The sequence below is a fragment of the Polaromonas sp. P1_F2 genome (assembly GCF_056405735.1).
Map to the genome: position 1 here is coordinate 1 of NZ_JBFUBN010000008.1, position 14,440 is coordinate 14,440.

Sequence of the window (14,440 nt, forward strand, 5' to 3'; positions counted from 1 at the left end):
ACTGGTCTTAGCGGCTTCTCCAGCGAGTGCCCTGCAGATCGAAACATCGATACCCAGGTTGGAACGCTGCACATCAGCTTCTCCTCAATGTGCGGTGTTGCGCCCAATCTCAAGCCGTTGATCCTTCTCGCAGCCGCGCTGATCGCAATGGCAATCGTCGTTAGCTCTTTGAAGTCATAACTATGGATTTAACAAGTTGGCTTTACAACATGGTGTCGCCGCTGGTGGCCCGTGTCCTCGCAAGCATGGGCTTGAGCATGATCTCCATCAAGGGCGTGGATGTTGCCTTTGATCAGGTCAAGGGCTACATGCAAACGGCGGTGAACAGCTTTCCCGCCGACCTCTTGAAGCTCGGCGGGCTATTCGGCTTTGACCTGGGCTTTCAATGGATCCTCGGCGCGATGGCATTCAGCCTCACGATGTGGGCACTCAAATCCTCGTTCTCGTTCTTCGGGTCGTCGTCATGATTCTCATCATCACGGGCGCACCCGGTAGCTGCAAGTCCCTCTACACCGTCACGGAGTTGATGCACAAACGCTTCGCTGGGCGTGAGTTCCTCGTCAACGGCATTCCGGGCTTGTTGGTCCCGCATCAGCTGATCAGCGATGCGGACGTGGAACTCTGGCACAAAGGCGGGTGCCCGGTCGAACAGCCGACCACGTTTGATGAGGCCGGTAATGTTGTTCAGCCGCCTCCGCTGCCGTCTTTCGATGTCAAAAATAAAGTCATCTTCATTGATGAGATTCAGCGCCTGGCTCGGCCTCGTCCGGCCTCGCAAAAACCGCCAGACTGGATAGCAGCGCTCGAAGTCCACCGGCACCACGGCGTCGATATCGTCGTGATTACCCAGCATCCCCAGCTGATCGATGTGAACATTCGGCGGCTCTGCGGTCAGCACATTCATATGCGCCGCATGTGGGGCCGCGCGCGGGCCATTACCTACACCTGGGATCATTGCGGTTCACCGGAGAGCCCTAAGACTGCCCAGATCGGCACTTGGGGATACAAGAAGTGGGGATACAAGCTCTACAAAAGCGCTGAGGCGCACACCAAGTCCGGCATCAAAATGCCGCCCCTGGTCTACATGCTCGGCGCATGCCTTATCGCCTTGCCTATCTCGCTGTACTTCACCAGCAACAGGCTGTTAACGCGGTTCACCGGCTCTGATGCTACCGCCGCCTCTGCTGCGGCACCTGCAGGTAAGCCTGGCGCTACCGTGCTGGCCGGCGCTCAAGCACCAGGCGCAACAGTCGCCACGGCCGCGCCGCGTGTGCGCGACATGCACGACCCGGGCGACCGGCCTATGTACGACGAAAAGCGCGAGATAGTCGCCGTCCCTCGCGTGGCCGGGTGCCTTCGCACCGCAAAGCTCGGGTGCACTTGCTACACCCAGAACGCAACCCCGGTGCCCATGCCCAAGGACATGTGCGAGGACCGTCTAGCGGTGCCCAAATTCGACCCGTACGCGGCCATGTGGCCCACGGGCAGGGGTACGCCGTCTTTCCCGCTCTCCGCCGTTCCTGAGGCGCCCGCAGAACAGGCCCAGGTGTCCGGCACCGGCTACGGCCTGCGCGACGGCGCCGTGATCGCGGCTATGAACAACCCCAAGGGCAAAGCGAATGCGCCGGCTGCCCGCTAATTCACTTACTGATAGACCGGAAGTCCGGGGGAGCGAAGCGGATGGGGGATTTCCCCCATGGTGACTACGGCGTGTGCTATCGGGCGCTGTTTGATGCCGCCCGCATGGCCGCAGGCGCGGGCGGCGCGAAGCGCCGCTAGATTTATCCAATAAACACTTTGGTACATAGACCGGTTTCTCGGTCTCGGAAATAAAAAATCCCCGCGAAGGCTGGCAGGCCTCCCGGGGACATGACAAGTTAAAAAGGGGTTAACTCGTGCTGAGAATCATAGACGGCATCGCGTACCGGGGTCAACCCGGCAAGCAATTGAGGGTTACGGCTCACGACCTGGGCAATGGGCATCTTGAGGTCTCTGCGGTCAGGGTCACAGACTGGAAGGAGCTTGAGCTCGACGCCTTCGCCCTGCAGGACTATCTCGACATGCTGGCCGAAAAGGAGCTTGACCCCGAGGTGCAAGCAGAACGTGCGGCCCGCCGCCTCTCGATAGCGGCCAATCGGGCCAAAACCAAGGTCAGGAGGCTCTGCAAGGCTTTGGGGGTCACTACCCTACTTACCTTGACGTACCGCGCCAATGAGCGCGATTTAGCTCAGGTCAAAAAAGACTTGAAAGAGTTCAATCGTCGCATGCTGCGCGTGATGCCGAATTTCCGATTTGTCGCCGGCTTTGAGCGCCAAGATAGGGGCGCGTACCACGTTCACATGGGGACTGCCGGTATACCCGCTGTCTTCCTGCGGAAGAACGCTGCCGGCGTCCCCACGCGGGTTAAGTCGTTTGACGTCATAAGGGCCGTGTGGCGCTCTGTGACCAAGGAACGCGGGGGCAACATCGATGTGTCCCGGAAAAAGCGGCATAGCCTGTCTACGCCTGCCGCAATTGCCAAATATCTGTCTAAGTACATCACCAAGGAATTCACCGAGGGCGAGAAGCACTCAAACCGGTACACCTCCTATGGTGCGCCGCGCCTGGACAAGCCGCTGGACTTCGGTAAGTTCGATGGTGCGCGGGAGGCTGTCGAGTTCTGCTATTCGCTGCTGAGTGGCCATCTCGTGTTTGACCAGCATTTCAGCCGGTGGGGCGATTGGTTTTATTTACATGCTGAGCGGGGTAGGGGGTTGATAGATTTTTCTCCCACTACATAGGGAAGATTGATGCTGATTGGATATGCGCGTGTCTCGACAAGGGACCAAGAAACAGACCTGCAACTCGATGCGCTTGCGCGTGCCGGTGTCACGAAGATTTTTGAGGAGAAGGCCAGCTCCGTGGGGACACGGCCTCAATTGCGCCGTTGCCTTGCAGCTCTGTGCCCAGGGGACGTTTTCGTAATCTATAAGCTCGATAGAGTTGCACGGTCGTTGCCCGATCTGCTGTCTATCTTGGCGGATATAAAAGCGGCTGGTGCGCTGGTTAAAAGCCTTACCGAGCCGCTTGATACGACCACGGCCATGGGCTCATTTGTCATTCAGATTTTGGGCGCTGTTGCAGAGCTTGAGCGGGGCATTATTCGCGAACGTTCTATTGCGGGTCAGCGTGCCGCGCGGGACCGTGGTGTTTTGCCGGGGCGCCCTCGGTCTCTACCGCCCGATGGTGAAGCTGAGGCGGTGCGACTTTATCTTACGGGGCGATACACCATCGCTGGATTAGCTCAGCGATACGGTGTGTCTGATTCGGCTATTAAGCGTGCTTTGTATCGAGTTAAGAAACCCGGGCACTCGAGCTTGAAATAGACGCCAAGATGCCGTTACCGTTATATTCGGGTCGGAGGCGCGGGGCGCTGCAGAGCCGATTGTGGTTTTGGAGCGCGTTGCATAAACATGCTCTGGAAAATCGAGGACTCGCAGACATACTTATTGGGGTCTTTGCACCTTACCAATATGCGTCACTTCAAGTTGCGCGAACTTGCGGAGGCGGCGTTTAATCAGGCCGAAACTATTTTTTTTGAAGCTGATTTTGGAGTCCCGCCGGACCCTTTACTTAGGCATCTGCCGGAGGGGCAACACCTAAGCTCGTTAATTTCCCCGCCGCTATTTAAGCGGGCATCGTCTGTATGGGCGCGGCTTGGAAAGCCTGCGGGGGATCTTGAGAGGTTGATGCCATTCTTTGCCGGCATGGACCTAGGCCTTGGTTTGGCGTCGCAAGCTGGTTACCTGTCGAAATTTGGTGTTGAGACGCATGTATTGACTCGCGCTAAGGCTAACGGGAAGAGAATCGAGGTGCTTGAGAAAGTGAATGCTGGATTCGAAGCTATCGCCTCCGGTCCTTTGAGTGAGCACATTCAAGCTTTCGAACGGATCTTGGCGGCGCATGACTTTGAACTTCATCGTTTTGCCAAGATGGTCAAGGCTTGGGCTAGGGATGAAGATTGGTGGTTTGAGAAATATCTTAGGGAACTGCTGCAGACCGAGCCGGTGATTTGGAGTGGGTTAATAGATCAAAGAAATCTCGACTGGCTTCCGAAAATTCTTGCGGTTGCTCAAGCACCCAGGCCCTGTTTAATTGTTGTTGGGGCATTGCATATGTTCGGTCCTAGCGGAATTCCCGAGTTGCTCAAGCGCCAGGGTTTAGTAAGTGTTCGCATGCCCAAAGGTTTTAAGCCGTAACCTAGTGGGCGAAAAGTCCGTGCAGCCAAGTGGTCTTGCACCAGTGAATTGCACGGGCAATGCGGTTTGCGCCTTGCCATTCTTTGAAGTCCATATACAGAGCGAATCGTTCGCGAAGACTGTCAAGATCATCTCGGAACTGATTTTCTAGTCTCGTCGTATCGGCGACGGCTGTTGTCCATGAGTCGGAGTATTGTGCAGCGGTTGCTAGCGTACGATGTGCGTAGGCCATTGCGCCTGAGTCATATTTTATTTTCGTCATCCAGTCGCCTACTTCTTCTCCAAAGAGGAAGTACGCCTTGGGTATCGAGTTGGAGAAGGCTTGATAAGAATCCGTTCTCTGGTCGGCTGGTCTATCTGTGCAGTCAGAAATATATTTCCAAACTATCTCGTAGATTGCATAGCGCTGTTCGAATAAGTCGAGGTTTAGCTTCCCTCTCGCGACCTTGTATTGACGCCACGCTACTCCCGCCGCAATAACGCCGATTACTAGCGCTACAAATGCTGCGGGAATACCCTTAATTAGCTCCGGAATAATTGCGCTCCACGGTAGTTCTGATGCTGTGTGCAGGCTTTCCATAGTTCCCTCCGTGATGCAGGAGTATGGGGGAAGCCGCGCGATGATGGCATTTCAGGGTTAGTCGCGCAAAAAAACCGGCTTTTGCCGGTTTCGTTTATTTGTTTTGCCTGGTAGGGCCGGCGGTAACGAGTGCATCGAGGGTTCGAATGCCTCCGTTTCCGCCAGTATAAAAAGCCGCCTTCGGGCGGCTTTTTTGCGTTTGCCGCAAGCCACCCAAAACGGCTGGCCGTTTCAAATCACTCAAGACCCTGAGACCAAAGATGCCGCAAGCTGGCCCACCTTGGCCAGCGTGGCATCGCGCTGTGCGGCCGCTTGCTTCGTCTCTGCAAGGTAGGCCGTCACCAGCAAAGGCGCACGTCCACCTGGCGGCCATAGCAGGCCCACATCGTTGGTGGATCCTCGCGCGCCGGACCCGGTCTTGTCGCCGACGCGCCAGCCGGGCGGCAGCAGGGCGCGCAGGCGGCGATCACCGGTGGTGTTGCCTTGCAGCCATTGGATGATCAGCTGGCGCGACGTGTCCGACAGCGCCGAGCCCAGGGTGATGTTGCGCACGGTCTCCAGCATGGCCTCGGGCGTCGTTGTGTCGCGTGGGTCGCCGGGTATGGCTTCGTTGAGTTCGGGCTCCGTGCGGTCCAGCCGCGTCACGCTGTCGCCCAAGCTGCGCAGATAGGCCGTGAGCCCGGCCGGGCCGCCGAAGCTGGCCAGCATCAGGTTGGCGGCGGCGTTGTCGCTGACGATGATGGACGCCTCGCACAGCGCCGCCATCGGCAAGCCTTGCGGGCCTATGTGCAGCTGTGTGGTGGGCGAGTGGGGCAGGATGTCGCCGGCCGCGATGGGAATCCTGCGCGCCAGCTGCTCCTGGCCCGCATCCACGCGGTGCAGCACCAGGGCGGCCGCCAGCAGCTTGAAAGTGCTGCACAGGGGAAAGCGCTCGCCGGCGCGGTAGCCGTATCCGACGCCGCTGCCGGTGTCGAGGATGGAAACGCCCAGCCGGCCGCCGCTGGCCTGCTCGATGGCGGCCAGCCGCCGGGTCATGGCCGCCGGGGAGGCGTTGGCGGGGTGTGCATCTGCGCCCAATAATTTCTGGGTGTAACCAGACAGGCTTGCCGCGACCATAAACCCACCTAATGCGCCTGAAAATTGCCGTCTTTGCATGAATTTTCCTCTGAAAGTGATAAACAAGGCGGTGACGATAACAAGAGCCTGATGAGAGGGCAATCGGCAATAATCGAGGTCATCCATAAGTAAATCTGGGGCTAAAACGGCTATGCACCTTCCTCTCAATGCCTTGCGCGCCTTCGAGGTGTCGGCCCGGCACCTGAGCTTTACCCGCGCCGCCGACGAGCTGAACGTGACGCAGACCGCCATCAGCCAGCATGTGAAGAATCTCGAGGAGCGCATGGGCGTGCCGCTGTTTCGCCGCCTGCCGCGCGGGTTGGCTCTGACCGACGAGGGCCTGGCGCTGCTACCGGTGCTGGCGGAGTCCTTCGGCCGCATGGGCTCGGTGCTGGAGCAGTTCAAGGATGGGCAATTTCGCGAAGTGCTGACGGTGGGCGCCGTGGGCACCTTTGCCGTGGGCTGGCTGATTCCGCGCCTGCGCGACTTCCAGCGGGCCCACCCCTTCATCGACTTCCGCCTCTTTACCAACAACAACCGGGTTGACCTGGCCGGCGAGGGCCTGGACTACGCGATCCGCTTCGGCGACGGCGCCTGGCACGGCACCGAGGCCGAGCCCTTGCTGGCCTCGCCCTTGTCGGCCGTGTGCTCGCCCGCGATAGCCCAGGGCTTGCGCGATCCCGCCGACCTGGCCCGGGAACTGCTGCTGCGCTCCTACCGGGCCGATGAATGGGCGCGCTGGTTTACCGCGGCCGGTGCCGCCTGCCCGCTGGTCAGGGGTGTGGTGTTTGATTCGTCTCTCACCATGGCCGAGGCGGCGGCGCAGGGCGCCGGCGTGGCGCTGCTGCCGGTGAACATGTTCGCGCGCGAACTGCGCAGTGGGCGCCTGGTGCGGCCGTTCGCGGTGGAGATAGAAACCGGCGGCTACTGGCTGACCCGGCTCAAATCGCGGCGGGCCACGGCCGGCATGCGCATCTTCAGGGACTGGCTGCTGGCCGCGGCGGCCGAGGTGTGATCCGCCGGCGCGCCGGCCTCACCACCGTGTGGAGCCCGCGACCCGCTCGACTTCCTCGAGTGCGTAGCGGGTGAACTCCTCAATCTCGTTGGACTTGTCGAACACCGCATCGGCGCCTATGGCCAGGCAGCGTTCACGCACGGCGGGCGTGGCGTAGTTGGTAAGCACAATCACCTTTTGCCGCAGGTCCCTCTCGCGGCAATTCATCACCACGCCCAGGCCGCTGCCCTCGAGCAGGAACAGGTCCACGATGGCGAGGTCCCAGGAGGCCTTGTTGCCCTTGAGCCACTGAATGGCTTCGGTTTCGCTGCTGGCCCAGCCGACGATGCGCGCGCGCGCCAATTCCTCCAGCGATTCCGAGAGGCTGTCGCGGATGACGGGACTGTCTTCAACCAGGTAGATTCTGAGGCGCATGCAGCTGAGGTACGGGGATTTGAGGTCCGGGAGGATACGCTGCAGTGTACTGAGCGTGTGCCCATTCCCGACTTGGGAAAAACGTGGGCCCGTGATTTTGAAACAAAGCGTGAATAATGCCCACGCCGCGCCGCATGAGTGCTTTTACGGGCCGAAGCCGGTCGCAAAAGTCGCGTTCGCCATAATCCGCGGTGTTCCCCGCCGAAACAGACTACGGAATCCACCATGCGCCTGCGCCACATCGAAGTCTTCAACGCCGTCATGCTGACCGGCAGCGTGAGCGGGGCCGCGCGCCTGATCAACGTCACACAGCCGGCCGTGAGCCGCATCCTGCAGCACGCGGAACTGCAGCTGGGCTTCGCGCTGTTCCAGCGCAGCAAGGGCCGGCTGACGCCGACGTCCGAAGCGTTGACGCTATACCCGCACATCGAGCGCCTGTTCGCGCAGCTCGACGAAGTGCAGCGCCTGGCCGCCAACCTCAAGACCGGCGACAGCGCCAAAGAGTTGCGTATCCTGACGGTGCTGGCGCTGAGCTATGAAATCCTCCCGCACGCCATCAAGCTGTTTCGCGTCAAGCATGCGGACGTGGCCATCACGCTGCAGGCCCTGCATTCGCCGCAAATCGTCTCGGCACTCGCTTTGCAGGAGGCCGACGTCGGCTTTCTTTTCAGCCCGGTCGCGCATTCGGCGCTCGCGCAGGAACACCTGGCCGACGGCCGTATGGTGTGCGTGGCGCCCAAGGGCATGCTGGCTTCGCGCCTGGTCAAGCGCGGCAGCGTCACATTGGCCGATCTCAGCAAGTCGCCGGTGGTCGGGCTGGATGCGCTGGACCCGGTGGGCCGCAGCCTCAACCAGGCCTGCCGCGAGGCCGGCGTGGGCCTGCAGTTCCCCATCACGGTGCAGACCTACCACTCGGCGCTGGCGCTGGCCCACCACGGCTTGGGCATCGCCGTGATCGACACCTGCACCGCGGCCTCGGCCGATCCGTCGCGCGTGGATGTGCTCGAGCTGGAGCCCTTGATTCCCGTGCCCATCAAGGCATTGCTGCCGGCCGGCAAACCGGGCTCTGTGGCCGTCAGGGCGTTTGTGCGCTGCTTCCAGCAAGCCTTGACGCAGCGCGCCTGAGCGCCCTGGGTGATCAGTGCCCGATCATGCGGGCGATGCGCTGCGCGGAGCCGAAGGCTAGTGTGAAACCCAGCGCGCCGTGCCCAGTATTGAACAGCAGGTTGTCCGGCCCCTTGGCATGCCGGCCTATTACCGGCAGGCCGGTGGGCGTGGCCGGGCGCATGCCGGCCCACGGATTCAGTTCGTCGAAACGGCTGCAGGCCGGGAACACCGTCCGGGCCGAGGCTTGCAGCGAAGCGATCTGCGCCGGGTCTATGGCCGTATCGTAGCCCGAGAGTTCGGCCATGCCGGCCACGCGCAGGCGCGAACCTATGCGGGCGAACACCACCTTGCGCGCGCTGTCGGTCACGCTGACCGAGGGCGCAACATGTTCTTCGGGAGCAACGTCCACGGTGATGCTGTAGCCCTTGAGCGGGTAGACCGGCAGGCGCAGGCCCAGGTCGCGGGCCATCAGGGCCGAGTCGGCGCCCAGCGCCATGACGAAGCGCTCGGCTTCGATGTGGCCCTGCGGCGTGGCCACGGCCGCGATGGACTTGCCGCGCTGCACCAGTTGCTCGACCGGTGTGTCCAGCAAAAAACGCACACCCATCCGGCGCAGCGCCAGGAGCAGGGCGTCGCAGGTCTTCTGGCAGTCGGCGGCGCATTCGCCGGGCGTGTAAATGGCGCCGGCGATCTGCGCGTGGCGGCTTTTCAGTGCGGGCTCGATCTCCACGCAGCGGTCGGCGTTGACGGCTTCCTGTGTGCTGCCCAGTTCGCGCTGCAGCAGCATTTGGCGGCGGGCGGCCGCGAAGGCGTCCTCGCTGGAATACAGCACCAGCTTGCCGGTGGCGGAGAAATCGCAATCGAGTTTTTCCTCGGCCATCATGGCGTCGAAAGACTGGCGGCTCAGCGCCGCCAGCGACAGCAACTGGCCGGTGGTGTCGCGCGAGGTCTTGCTGTTGCACGCGGCCAGGAACTGCAGCCCCCAGAGCCACTGGCGCATGTCCAGGCGCGGGCGCAGCTTGAACGGCGAAGAGGGCGACAGCAGCAGCTTGGGCAACTGCCGCCAGATGGCCGGGTCGGCCAGCGGCTGGACATAGGAGTAGCTCAGCTGGGCGCCGTTGCCGCCACTGGCGCCGCTGCCGGGGCTGGCGCGGTCCACCACCGTGACCTCATGGCCGGCGCGGCGCAAGCTGTAGGCGGTCGCGAGTCCCACGATTCCCGCACCGAGCACGCACACATGCATAAAAACCTTTTTTGTTCCTTGGATGGGCGCCACTGTACGCAGCGCGCGCGGGTTTGAACAATGCTGAATTCGCCACCGGCCATGACCTGCGGTTATGCCCTGGGGGCTACGGCGGTGCGATTGGGTAAACCATGAGTTTTTGTCATGGGTTTGACGCGAAAATGAATGACACGTCTGGCGCGGCTGTTCCTACACTAGCGATGCCAGTTTCCCGAAACGACCCACTTACCGCCCCCGAAAGGACAAGCATGAAATTGACCCACCTCATGACCGCCGTGCTGCTGACAGCCGGCCTGGCCGCCACCGCAGGCGCGCAGACCGCCCCGACGCTGAAAAAGGTCGCCGACAGCAACAAGATCACGGTGTCCTACCGCGAGGCATCGGTGCCTTTCAGCTACCTGATCGGCTCCAAGACCTCCGTGGGCTTTTCCGCGGAACTGACCGAAGCCATCATTGACGACGTCCGCAAGAAGCTCAAGAAGCCCAACCTGGAAGTCGCCTATATGCCCGTGACGTCGCAGAACCGCATCCCGCTGCTGGTCAACGGCACCTACGACCTGGAGTGCGGCTCAACCACCAACAACACCGCGCGCGGCAAGGACGTGGCTTTTGCCATCAACCATTTCTACACCGGCACACGCCTGCTGGTCAAAAAATCGTCCGGCATCAAGAACTACGCCGACCTGGCCAAAAAGACGGTGGCCAGCACCACCGGCACCACCAACGCACAGGTGATCCGCAAGTACAGCGCCGACAAAAAGCTGGACATGCAGCTGATCCTGGGCAAGGACCATGACGACTCGCTGCTGCTTGTTGAAAGCGACCGCGCCGTGGCTTTTGCCATGGACGACATCCTGCTGTTCGGCCTGATGGCCAACTCCAAGAACCCGGCGTCGCTGGAAGTCGTTGGCGACTCGCTGCAGGTCGAGCCCTATGCCTGCATGCTGCGCAAGGACGATCCCGAGTTCAAGAAGCTGGTCGACGGCACCATCACCCGCCTGATGAAGTCCGGTGAATTCGCCAAGATGTACGCCAAGTGGTTCACCTCGCCGATCCCACCCAAGGGTGTGAACCTGAACCTGCCCATGAGCGAAGACCTCAAGGCCAACCTGAAAGCGTTGAGCGACAAGCCGGCGATGTAAGCCTGATGGCGGGGGCGCCGCGCGCCGCTTCCCGCCACTTTGCTTTCACAGCTGCCGCGCCCGGTCGGGCTGGCAGCCTCTCTTCCCCAATATGAATCCCGGGCCGGAGCCATGCGCTCCTGCGGATGGGTGCGTGCGTGAACAGGTGGGGATATTTGTGTTTTGGAGTTCAAGCCATGAGCAGCATTGAAAGGCGGGGCATGCATAAAACCCGCGTGGTCGGCATCCTGGGCGGCATGGGCCCGGCCGCGGGCGCGGATTTCGCGCGCCTGTTTGTCCAGGCCTGCGCGAACCACATGCGCGCGTTGGACATCCCGGTGTCGGACCAGGGCTTTCCCGAACACTGGCTGGCCCAGGTGCCGGTGCCCGATCGCAGCACGGCGCTGGAGTTACCCGGGCCGGGCGGCCACCAGCCGCTGGACCCGATGCTGCAGGCCATGGGCAAACTCGCGGCGCTGGGCGCCACCACGGTGGCCGTGGCCTGCAACACGGCCCATGCCTGGCACGGCCAGTTGCAGGAGCGCTTTCCGCAGCTTGAAGTGCTGCACGTGGCCCGCGAGGTCGCGCATACCCTGGCCGCGCGCGGTGTGCGGGAAGTGGGCCTGCTGGCTACCGAAGGCACTTACCGCGCGGGGCTCTACGACCAGGCGCTGCGCCAGGCGGGGCTTCAATGCCACATCCCTTCGGCGGACGAGCGCGAACAGCTGATGCGTGGCATCTACGACGGCGTGAAGGTGGGCAATATGGCCCTGGCGCGTGAATGCTTCACGGGCGTTGCCGGGGCGCTGGCCACGCGGCATGGGCTTTCCACGCTGATATTGGGCTGCACCGAAATACCGCTGGCGCTCAGCGTGGTGCCCGGCATGGAGGCGCTGGACCTGGTGGACCCGGCCGCGCTGCTGGCCCAGGCTCTGGCGCAACGCGCGTACGCTACGGCTTAATCAGCCGAGGCGCTCCAGCGGTTATTCCAGGCCTTGTCCAAGGTGCGGCGGTCGCGCTTGGTGGGGCGGCCGTGCTCCTGGGCGCCGGCCGGGTCGCCGGACAGACGGCGCAGCTCGGCCGCCTCGGCCTTCAGGCGCAGGCTTTCCTCGGTTTCTTCATAGAGCTGCTGGGCAACCGGGGCGGCGCCGCGCTGGTTGCTGATGCCACGCACCACCACTGTGCGGTTGATCGGCCCCTGCCGCAGCGACACGGTATCGCCGGACTTGACCTCGCGCGCGGGCTTGGCCTCGATACCGTTGACCTTGACCCGGCCCTTGTCGATTTCCTCGACTGCGAGCGCGCGGGTTTTGTAAAAGCGGGCCGCCCACAGCCATTTGTCGATGCGCAATTTATCCATTGGCGGCTATTTTGAACCAATACCCAACACCCCTGTCGGGCGCGTGGGCGCTTCAAGCCGTGGGCAGACGGACCACCGCGTCCAGCCCGGTCACCTGGCCATGCACGATCCGGTTTTCCAGGGTGATGCTGCCGTGCATGGTCTCGACGATCTCGCGGCAGATGGCCAGGCCCAGGCCGGAGCCGTGGCGCACGTCGCCCGCCGAAAACGGCTCGTAAAGCCGCGCCGACAATTCGGCCGACACGCCGGGCCCGCTGTCGCTGAGGGTCATCGCGACAAAGCTGGCATCGCGCACGATGCGCACGGCCAGCGTGCCGCCGGCCGGCGTGTGCTTGATGGCGTTGTGCAGCAGGTTGCGCGTGAGTTCGCCCAGCATCCATTCGTGCGAGCGGACCTGCGCGGGCACGGTTTCAATCTCGAAGTCGATGTCTTTTTCGGCGATCAGCGGCGACAGGTCCAGCGCCACCGAGCGCACCACCTGCGCCAGGTCTATGGCCTGCAGGTCGGCCTGCTGGCGCAACTGCTCCACCTTGGCCAGGGCCAGCATCTGGTTGGCCAGCAGGGTGGCGCGGTCCACGGTCTGGTTGATCTCGCCCAGCGCGTCGCGCGCCTCCATGTCGCCGCGCAGCGCCGACTGCACTTGAACCTTGAGCACCGCCAGCGGCGTGCGCAGCTGGTGGGCCGCATCGCGCACAAAGCGCTTCTGGTTGTCCAGCAGGTGCTGCAAGCGGCCCATGACCTGGTTGGTCGCCTCGATCAGGGGTAGCAGTTCGCGCGGCGCGTCGGGTGCGGCGATGGCCGTCAGGTCGCCCTCGGGGCGTGCCTTGAGTTCGGCGCTGAGCCGGCGCACCGGCCGGGTGGCGCGCTGCACCACCACCACCGCGACCAGGGCGATCACCGCCAGCAGGATGGCCTGGCGCCACAAGGTATCGAACAGGATCTTGCGCGCCAGCGTCTTGCGCAGCTCCAGTGTCTCGGCCACCTGCACCACCGCCATGGCGCGGCCCTTGCCGCTGGCCACCGGCTGCAGCAGCACGGCCACCCGGACCGGTTCCTCCCGGAACACGTCGTCGTAAAAATCCACCAGCGCCGAATACGGCGGGCGGATCGGGATCTCCCCGTGCCAGAAAGGCAGCTGCGCAAAACCGGAAACCATGTCTCCCTTGAGGCTGGACACCCGGTAGAACAAGCGGCTCTGGTTGTCGGCCTCGAAGGCTTCCAATGCGGCATAAGGCACGGTCACGCGCAGCTCGGATTGTTCGTCGTAGCCCGTCACGTCGAGCTGTTCGCCGATGGACTTGGCCGAGGCCAGCAGGGTGCGGTCGTAGGCGGTGTTGACCGCGGCCAGCGCCTGGCGGTACAGGCTGGCGGTGTTCACGATGATCAGCACGCCGACGGGAAGGAGGATGCCGGTCAGCAGGTAGCGTCTGAGGGAAATCGCTCGCTGGACCGTGGCTGTACGCGACGCAGGGGTTTCAGGGGCCGAATGATCCAGCGGCTCGGGCTCCCGGCCGCTCATGCATCCACTTTCAGCAGGTAGCCCAGGCCGCGCAGCGTCACCAGCGTGACGCCGGTGTGGGCGAGCTTTTTGCGCAGCCGGTAGACCACCACTTCGACGGCCTCGTACTGCACGTCGGTTTCGCCGGGAAACACCAGCTCGAAGAGCCGCTCCTTGGACACGGCATGGCCAGGCTTGGCGATCAGGGTCTGCAGCAGGGCCAGCTCGCGCGGCGTGAGTTCCAGCACCTGGTCGCGGTGGTAGATGGCGCCGCTTTCCCTGTCATAACGCAGGTGGCCCACGAACTGCGGCGCGGCACCGGGCTCAGCCCCGGCCGCGGGGCGGCGCCGGCTCAGGGCGCGCAGCCGCGCCTCGAGTTCGTCCAGGTCAAAGGGTTTGGGCAGGTAGTCGTCGGCGCCGGTGTTCAGGCCCACGATGCGGTCGCCGACGGTGCCGCGGGCCGTGAGGATCAGCACCGGGGTCGTCAACCCCTGGCCGCGCGCCTGCGCCAGCACCTGCAGGCCGTCCAGGCCGGGCAGGGTCAGGTCCAGCACCACCACGTCGGGCTGCGTGGCCGTCCACTGCGCCAGCGCTTGCCGCCCATCGGTGCAGCCGGAAACCTCCATGCCGCGCCGGCCCAGGGCGCGCTGCAGCGCCGCCTGCATGGAGGCGTCGTCCTCCACCAGCAGCAGTTTGACCGTGGGAATCAGGGTGGACATCATGGGTTAGGGCCTGTTGACAGGCCCTA

At 62.9% G+C, this 14,440-nt stretch carries 17 protein-coding genes; 10 read left to right on the forward strand and 7 right to left on the reverse strand.

Going from position 1 to position 14,440, the window contains the following annotated elements; all coding sequences use genetic code 11:
• The 6 genes from AC1D0O_RS16195 to AC1D0O_RS16220 all read left to right on the forward strand — a co-directional run.
• Positions 1-180, forward strand: a 180-nt coding sequence (locus AC1D0O_RS16195) for a virulence factor TspB C-terminal domain-related protein (RefSeq protein ID WP_477654534.1), incomplete at its 5' end; no start/stop codon positions are given.
• 2 nt (positions 181-182) lie between these two features.
• Positions 183-467, forward strand: a complete 285-nt coding sequence (locus tag AC1D0O_RS16200; protein WP_477651829.1) for a DUF2523 family protein — start codon at positions 183-185, stop codon at positions 465-467.
• Positions 464-1,639 carry a zonular occludens toxin domain-containing protein gene (locus AC1D0O_RS16205; protein WP_477654535.1) on the forward strand — a complete coding sequence of 392 codons (1,176 nt, stop codon included), beginning with the start codon at positions 464-466 and terminating at the stop codon, positions 1,637-1,639. The genes AC1D0O_RS16200 and AC1D0O_RS16205 overlap by 4 nt, the downstream gene beginning before the upstream one ends.
• A 256-nt stretch (positions 1,640-1,895) precedes the next feature.
• Positions 1,896-2,780, forward strand: coding sequence for a rolling circle replication-associated protein (locus AC1D0O_RS16210; RefSeq protein WP_477654536.1), 885 nt, complete (start codon positions 1,896-1,898; stop codon positions 2,778-2,780).
• A 9-nt stretch (positions 2,781-2,789) separates the two neighbouring features.
• Entirely contained in the window at positions 2,790-3,365 is a 576-nt protein-coding gene (locus AC1D0O_RS16215; protein ID WP_477654537.1) for a recombinase family protein, read from the forward strand.
• 87 nt (positions 3,366-3,452) lie between these two features.
• Positions 3,453-4,238 (forward strand): TraB/GumN family protein, encoded by a 786-nt coding sequence (locus tag AC1D0O_RS16220; RefSeq protein ID WP_477654538.1) that lies wholly within the window; start codon positions 3,453-3,455, stop codon positions 4,236-4,238.
• 1 nt (position 4,239) lies between these two features.
• Here AC1D0O_RS16220 and AC1D0O_RS16225 read toward each other — a convergent pair whose 3' ends face one another.
• Together AC1D0O_RS16225 and bla are read right to left on the reverse strand one after the other, a co-directional pair.
• Positions 4,240-4,818: a hypothetical protein gene (locus AC1D0O_RS16225; RefSeq protein WP_477654539.1), complete on the reverse strand. Its 579-nt coding sequence runs from the start codon at positions 4,816-4,818 to the stop codon at positions 4,240-4,242.
• 240 nt (positions 4,819-5,058) lie between these two features.
• Positions 5,059-5,973 carry a class A beta-lactamase gene (gene bla / locus AC1D0O_RS16230; RefSeq protein WP_477654540.1) on the reverse strand — a complete coding sequence of 305 codons (915 nt, stop codon included), beginning with the start codon at positions 5,971-5,973 and terminating at the stop codon, positions 5,059-5,061.
• A 112-nt stretch (positions 5,974-6,085) separates the two neighbouring features.
• Here bla and AC1D0O_RS16235 point away from each other — a divergent pair, with 112 nt between their 5' ends.
• A complete protein-coding gene (locus AC1D0O_RS16235) occupies positions 6,086-6,949 on the forward strand; it encodes a LysR substrate-binding domain-containing protein (protein ID WP_477654541.1) in 864 nt (287 codons plus the stop codon).
• 18 nt (positions 6,950-6,967) lie between these two features.
• On the opposite strand, the gene AC1D0O_RS16240 is transcribed toward AC1D0O_RS16235, so the two are convergent.
• Positions 6,968-7,363, reverse strand: a complete 396-nt coding sequence (locus AC1D0O_RS16240; protein ID WP_477654542.1) for a response regulator — start codon at positions 7,361-7,363, stop codon at positions 6,968-6,970.
• A gap of 225 nt (positions 7,364-7,588) precedes the next feature.
• On the opposite strand from AC1D0O_RS16240, the gene AC1D0O_RS16245 reads away from it, so the two are divergent.
• Positions 7,589-8,488, forward strand: coding sequence for a LysR family transcriptional regulator (locus AC1D0O_RS16245; RefSeq protein ID WP_477654543.1), 900 nt, complete (start codon positions 7,589-7,591; stop codon positions 8,486-8,488).
• A gap of 13 nt (positions 8,489-8,501) precedes the next feature.
• On the opposite strand, the gene AC1D0O_RS16250 is transcribed toward AC1D0O_RS16245, so the two are convergent.
• Positions 8,502-9,713, reverse strand: a complete 1,212-nt coding sequence (locus AC1D0O_RS16250) for a D-amino acid dehydrogenase (RefSeq protein ID WP_477654544.1) — start codon at positions 9,711-9,713, stop codon at positions 8,502-8,504.
• 248 nt (positions 9,714-9,961) lie between these two features.
• Here AC1D0O_RS16250 and AC1D0O_RS16255 point away from each other — a divergent pair, with 248 nt between their 5' ends.
• Both AC1D0O_RS16255 and AC1D0O_RS16260 read left to right on the forward strand, forming a co-directional pair.
• Complete coding sequence (locus AC1D0O_RS16255) at positions 9,962-10,855, forward strand: transporter substrate-binding domain-containing protein (protein WP_477654545.1); 894 nt, start codon at positions 9,962-9,964, stop codon at positions 10,853-10,855.
• A gap of 200 nt (positions 10,856-11,055) precedes the next feature.
• Complete coding sequence (locus AC1D0O_RS16260) at positions 11,056-11,796, forward strand: aspartate/glutamate racemase family protein (RefSeq protein ID WP_477654748.1); 741 nt, start codon at positions 11,056-11,058, stop codon at positions 11,794-11,796.
• Here the strand turns inward: AC1D0O_RS16260 and AC1D0O_RS16265 are convergent.
• The 3 genes from AC1D0O_RS16265 to AC1D0O_RS16275 are packed head-to-tail and all read right to left on the reverse strand — an operon-like array spanning position 11,793 to position 14,414.
• Positions 11,793-12,194: an RNA-binding S4 domain-containing protein gene (locus tag AC1D0O_RS16265; RefSeq protein ID WP_477654546.1), complete on the reverse strand. Its 402-nt coding sequence runs from the start codon at positions 12,192-12,194 to the stop codon at positions 11,793-11,795. The two genes, AC1D0O_RS16260 and AC1D0O_RS16265, sit on opposite strands and share 4 nt — an antisense overlap.
• Before the next feature lie 52 nt (positions 12,195-12,246).
• Complete coding sequence (locus AC1D0O_RS16270; protein WP_477654547.1) at positions 12,247-13,713, reverse strand: sensor histidine kinase; 1,467 nt, start codon at positions 13,711-13,713, stop codon at positions 12,247-12,249.
• Complete coding sequence (locus AC1D0O_RS16275; RefSeq protein ID WP_477654548.1) at positions 13,710-14,414, reverse strand: response regulator transcription factor; 705 nt, start codon at positions 14,412-14,414, stop codon at positions 13,710-13,712. The genes AC1D0O_RS16270 and AC1D0O_RS16275 overlap by 4 nt, the downstream gene beginning before the upstream one ends.
• Positions 14,415-14,440 lie beyond the last annotated feature (26 nt).

What these genes read in the sequence shown, in the direction of transcription:
- AC1D0O_RS16200 (WP_477651829.1), top strand. Translation starts at nt 183, where the DNA reads ATGGATTTAACAAGTTGGCTTTACAACATGGTGTCGCCGCTGGTGGCC.
- AC1D0O_RS16205 (WP_477654535.1), top strand. Translation starts at nt 464, where the DNA reads ATGATTCTCATCATCACGGGCGCACCCGGTAGCTGCAAGTCCCTCTAC.
- AC1D0O_RS16215 (WP_477654537.1), top strand. Translation starts at nt 2,790, where the DNA reads ATGCTGATTGGATATGCGCGTGTCTCGACAAGGGACCAAGAAACAGAC.
- AC1D0O_RS16220 (WP_477654538.1), top strand. Translation starts at nt 3,453, where the DNA reads ATGCTCTGGAAAATCGAGGACTCGCAGACATACTTATTGGGGTCTTTG.
- AC1D0O_RS16225 (WP_477654539.1), bottom strand. Translation starts at nt 4,818, where the DNA reads ATGGAAAGCCTGCACACAGCATCAGAACTACCGTGGAGCGCAATTATT.
- bla (WP_477654540.1), bottom strand. Translation starts at nt 5,973, where the DNA reads ATGCAAAGACGGCAATTTTCAGGCGCATTAGGTGGGTTTATGGTCGCG.
- AC1D0O_RS16235 (WP_477654541.1), top strand. Translation starts at nt 6,086, where the DNA reads ATGCACCTTCCTCTCAATGCCTTGCGCGCCTTCGAGGTGTCGGCCCGG.
- AC1D0O_RS16240 (WP_477654542.1), bottom strand. Translation starts at nt 7,363, where the DNA reads ATGCGCCTCAGAATCTACCTGGTTGAAGACAGTCCCGTCATCCGCGAC.
- AC1D0O_RS16245 (WP_477654543.1), top strand. Translation starts at nt 7,589, where the DNA reads ATGCGCCTGCGCCACATCGAAGTCTTCAACGCCGTCATGCTGACCGGC.
- AC1D0O_RS16250 (WP_477654544.1), bottom strand. Translation starts at nt 9,713, where the DNA reads ATGCATGTGTGCGTGCTCGGTGCGGGAATCGTGGGACTCGCGACCGCC.
- AC1D0O_RS16255 (WP_477654545.1), top strand. Translation starts at nt 9,962, where the DNA reads ATGAAATTGACCCACCTCATGACCGCCGTGCTGCTGACAGCCGGCCTG.
- AC1D0O_RS16260 (WP_477654748.1), top strand. Translation starts at nt 11,056, where the DNA reads ATGCATAAAACCCGCGTGGTCGGCATCCTGGGCGGCATGGGCCCGGCC.
- AC1D0O_RS16265 (WP_477654546.1), bottom strand. Translation starts at nt 12,194, where the DNA reads ATGGATAAATTGCGCATCGACAAATGGCTGTGGGCGGCCCGCTTTTAC.
- AC1D0O_RS16270 (WP_477654547.1), bottom strand. Translation starts at nt 13,713, where the DNA reads ATGAGCGGCCGGGAGCCCGAGCCGCTGGATCATTCGGCCCCTGAAACC.
- AC1D0O_RS16275 (WP_477654548.1), bottom strand. Translation starts at nt 14,414, where the DNA reads ATGATGTCCACCCTGATTCCCACGGTCAAACTGCTGCTGGTGGAGGAC.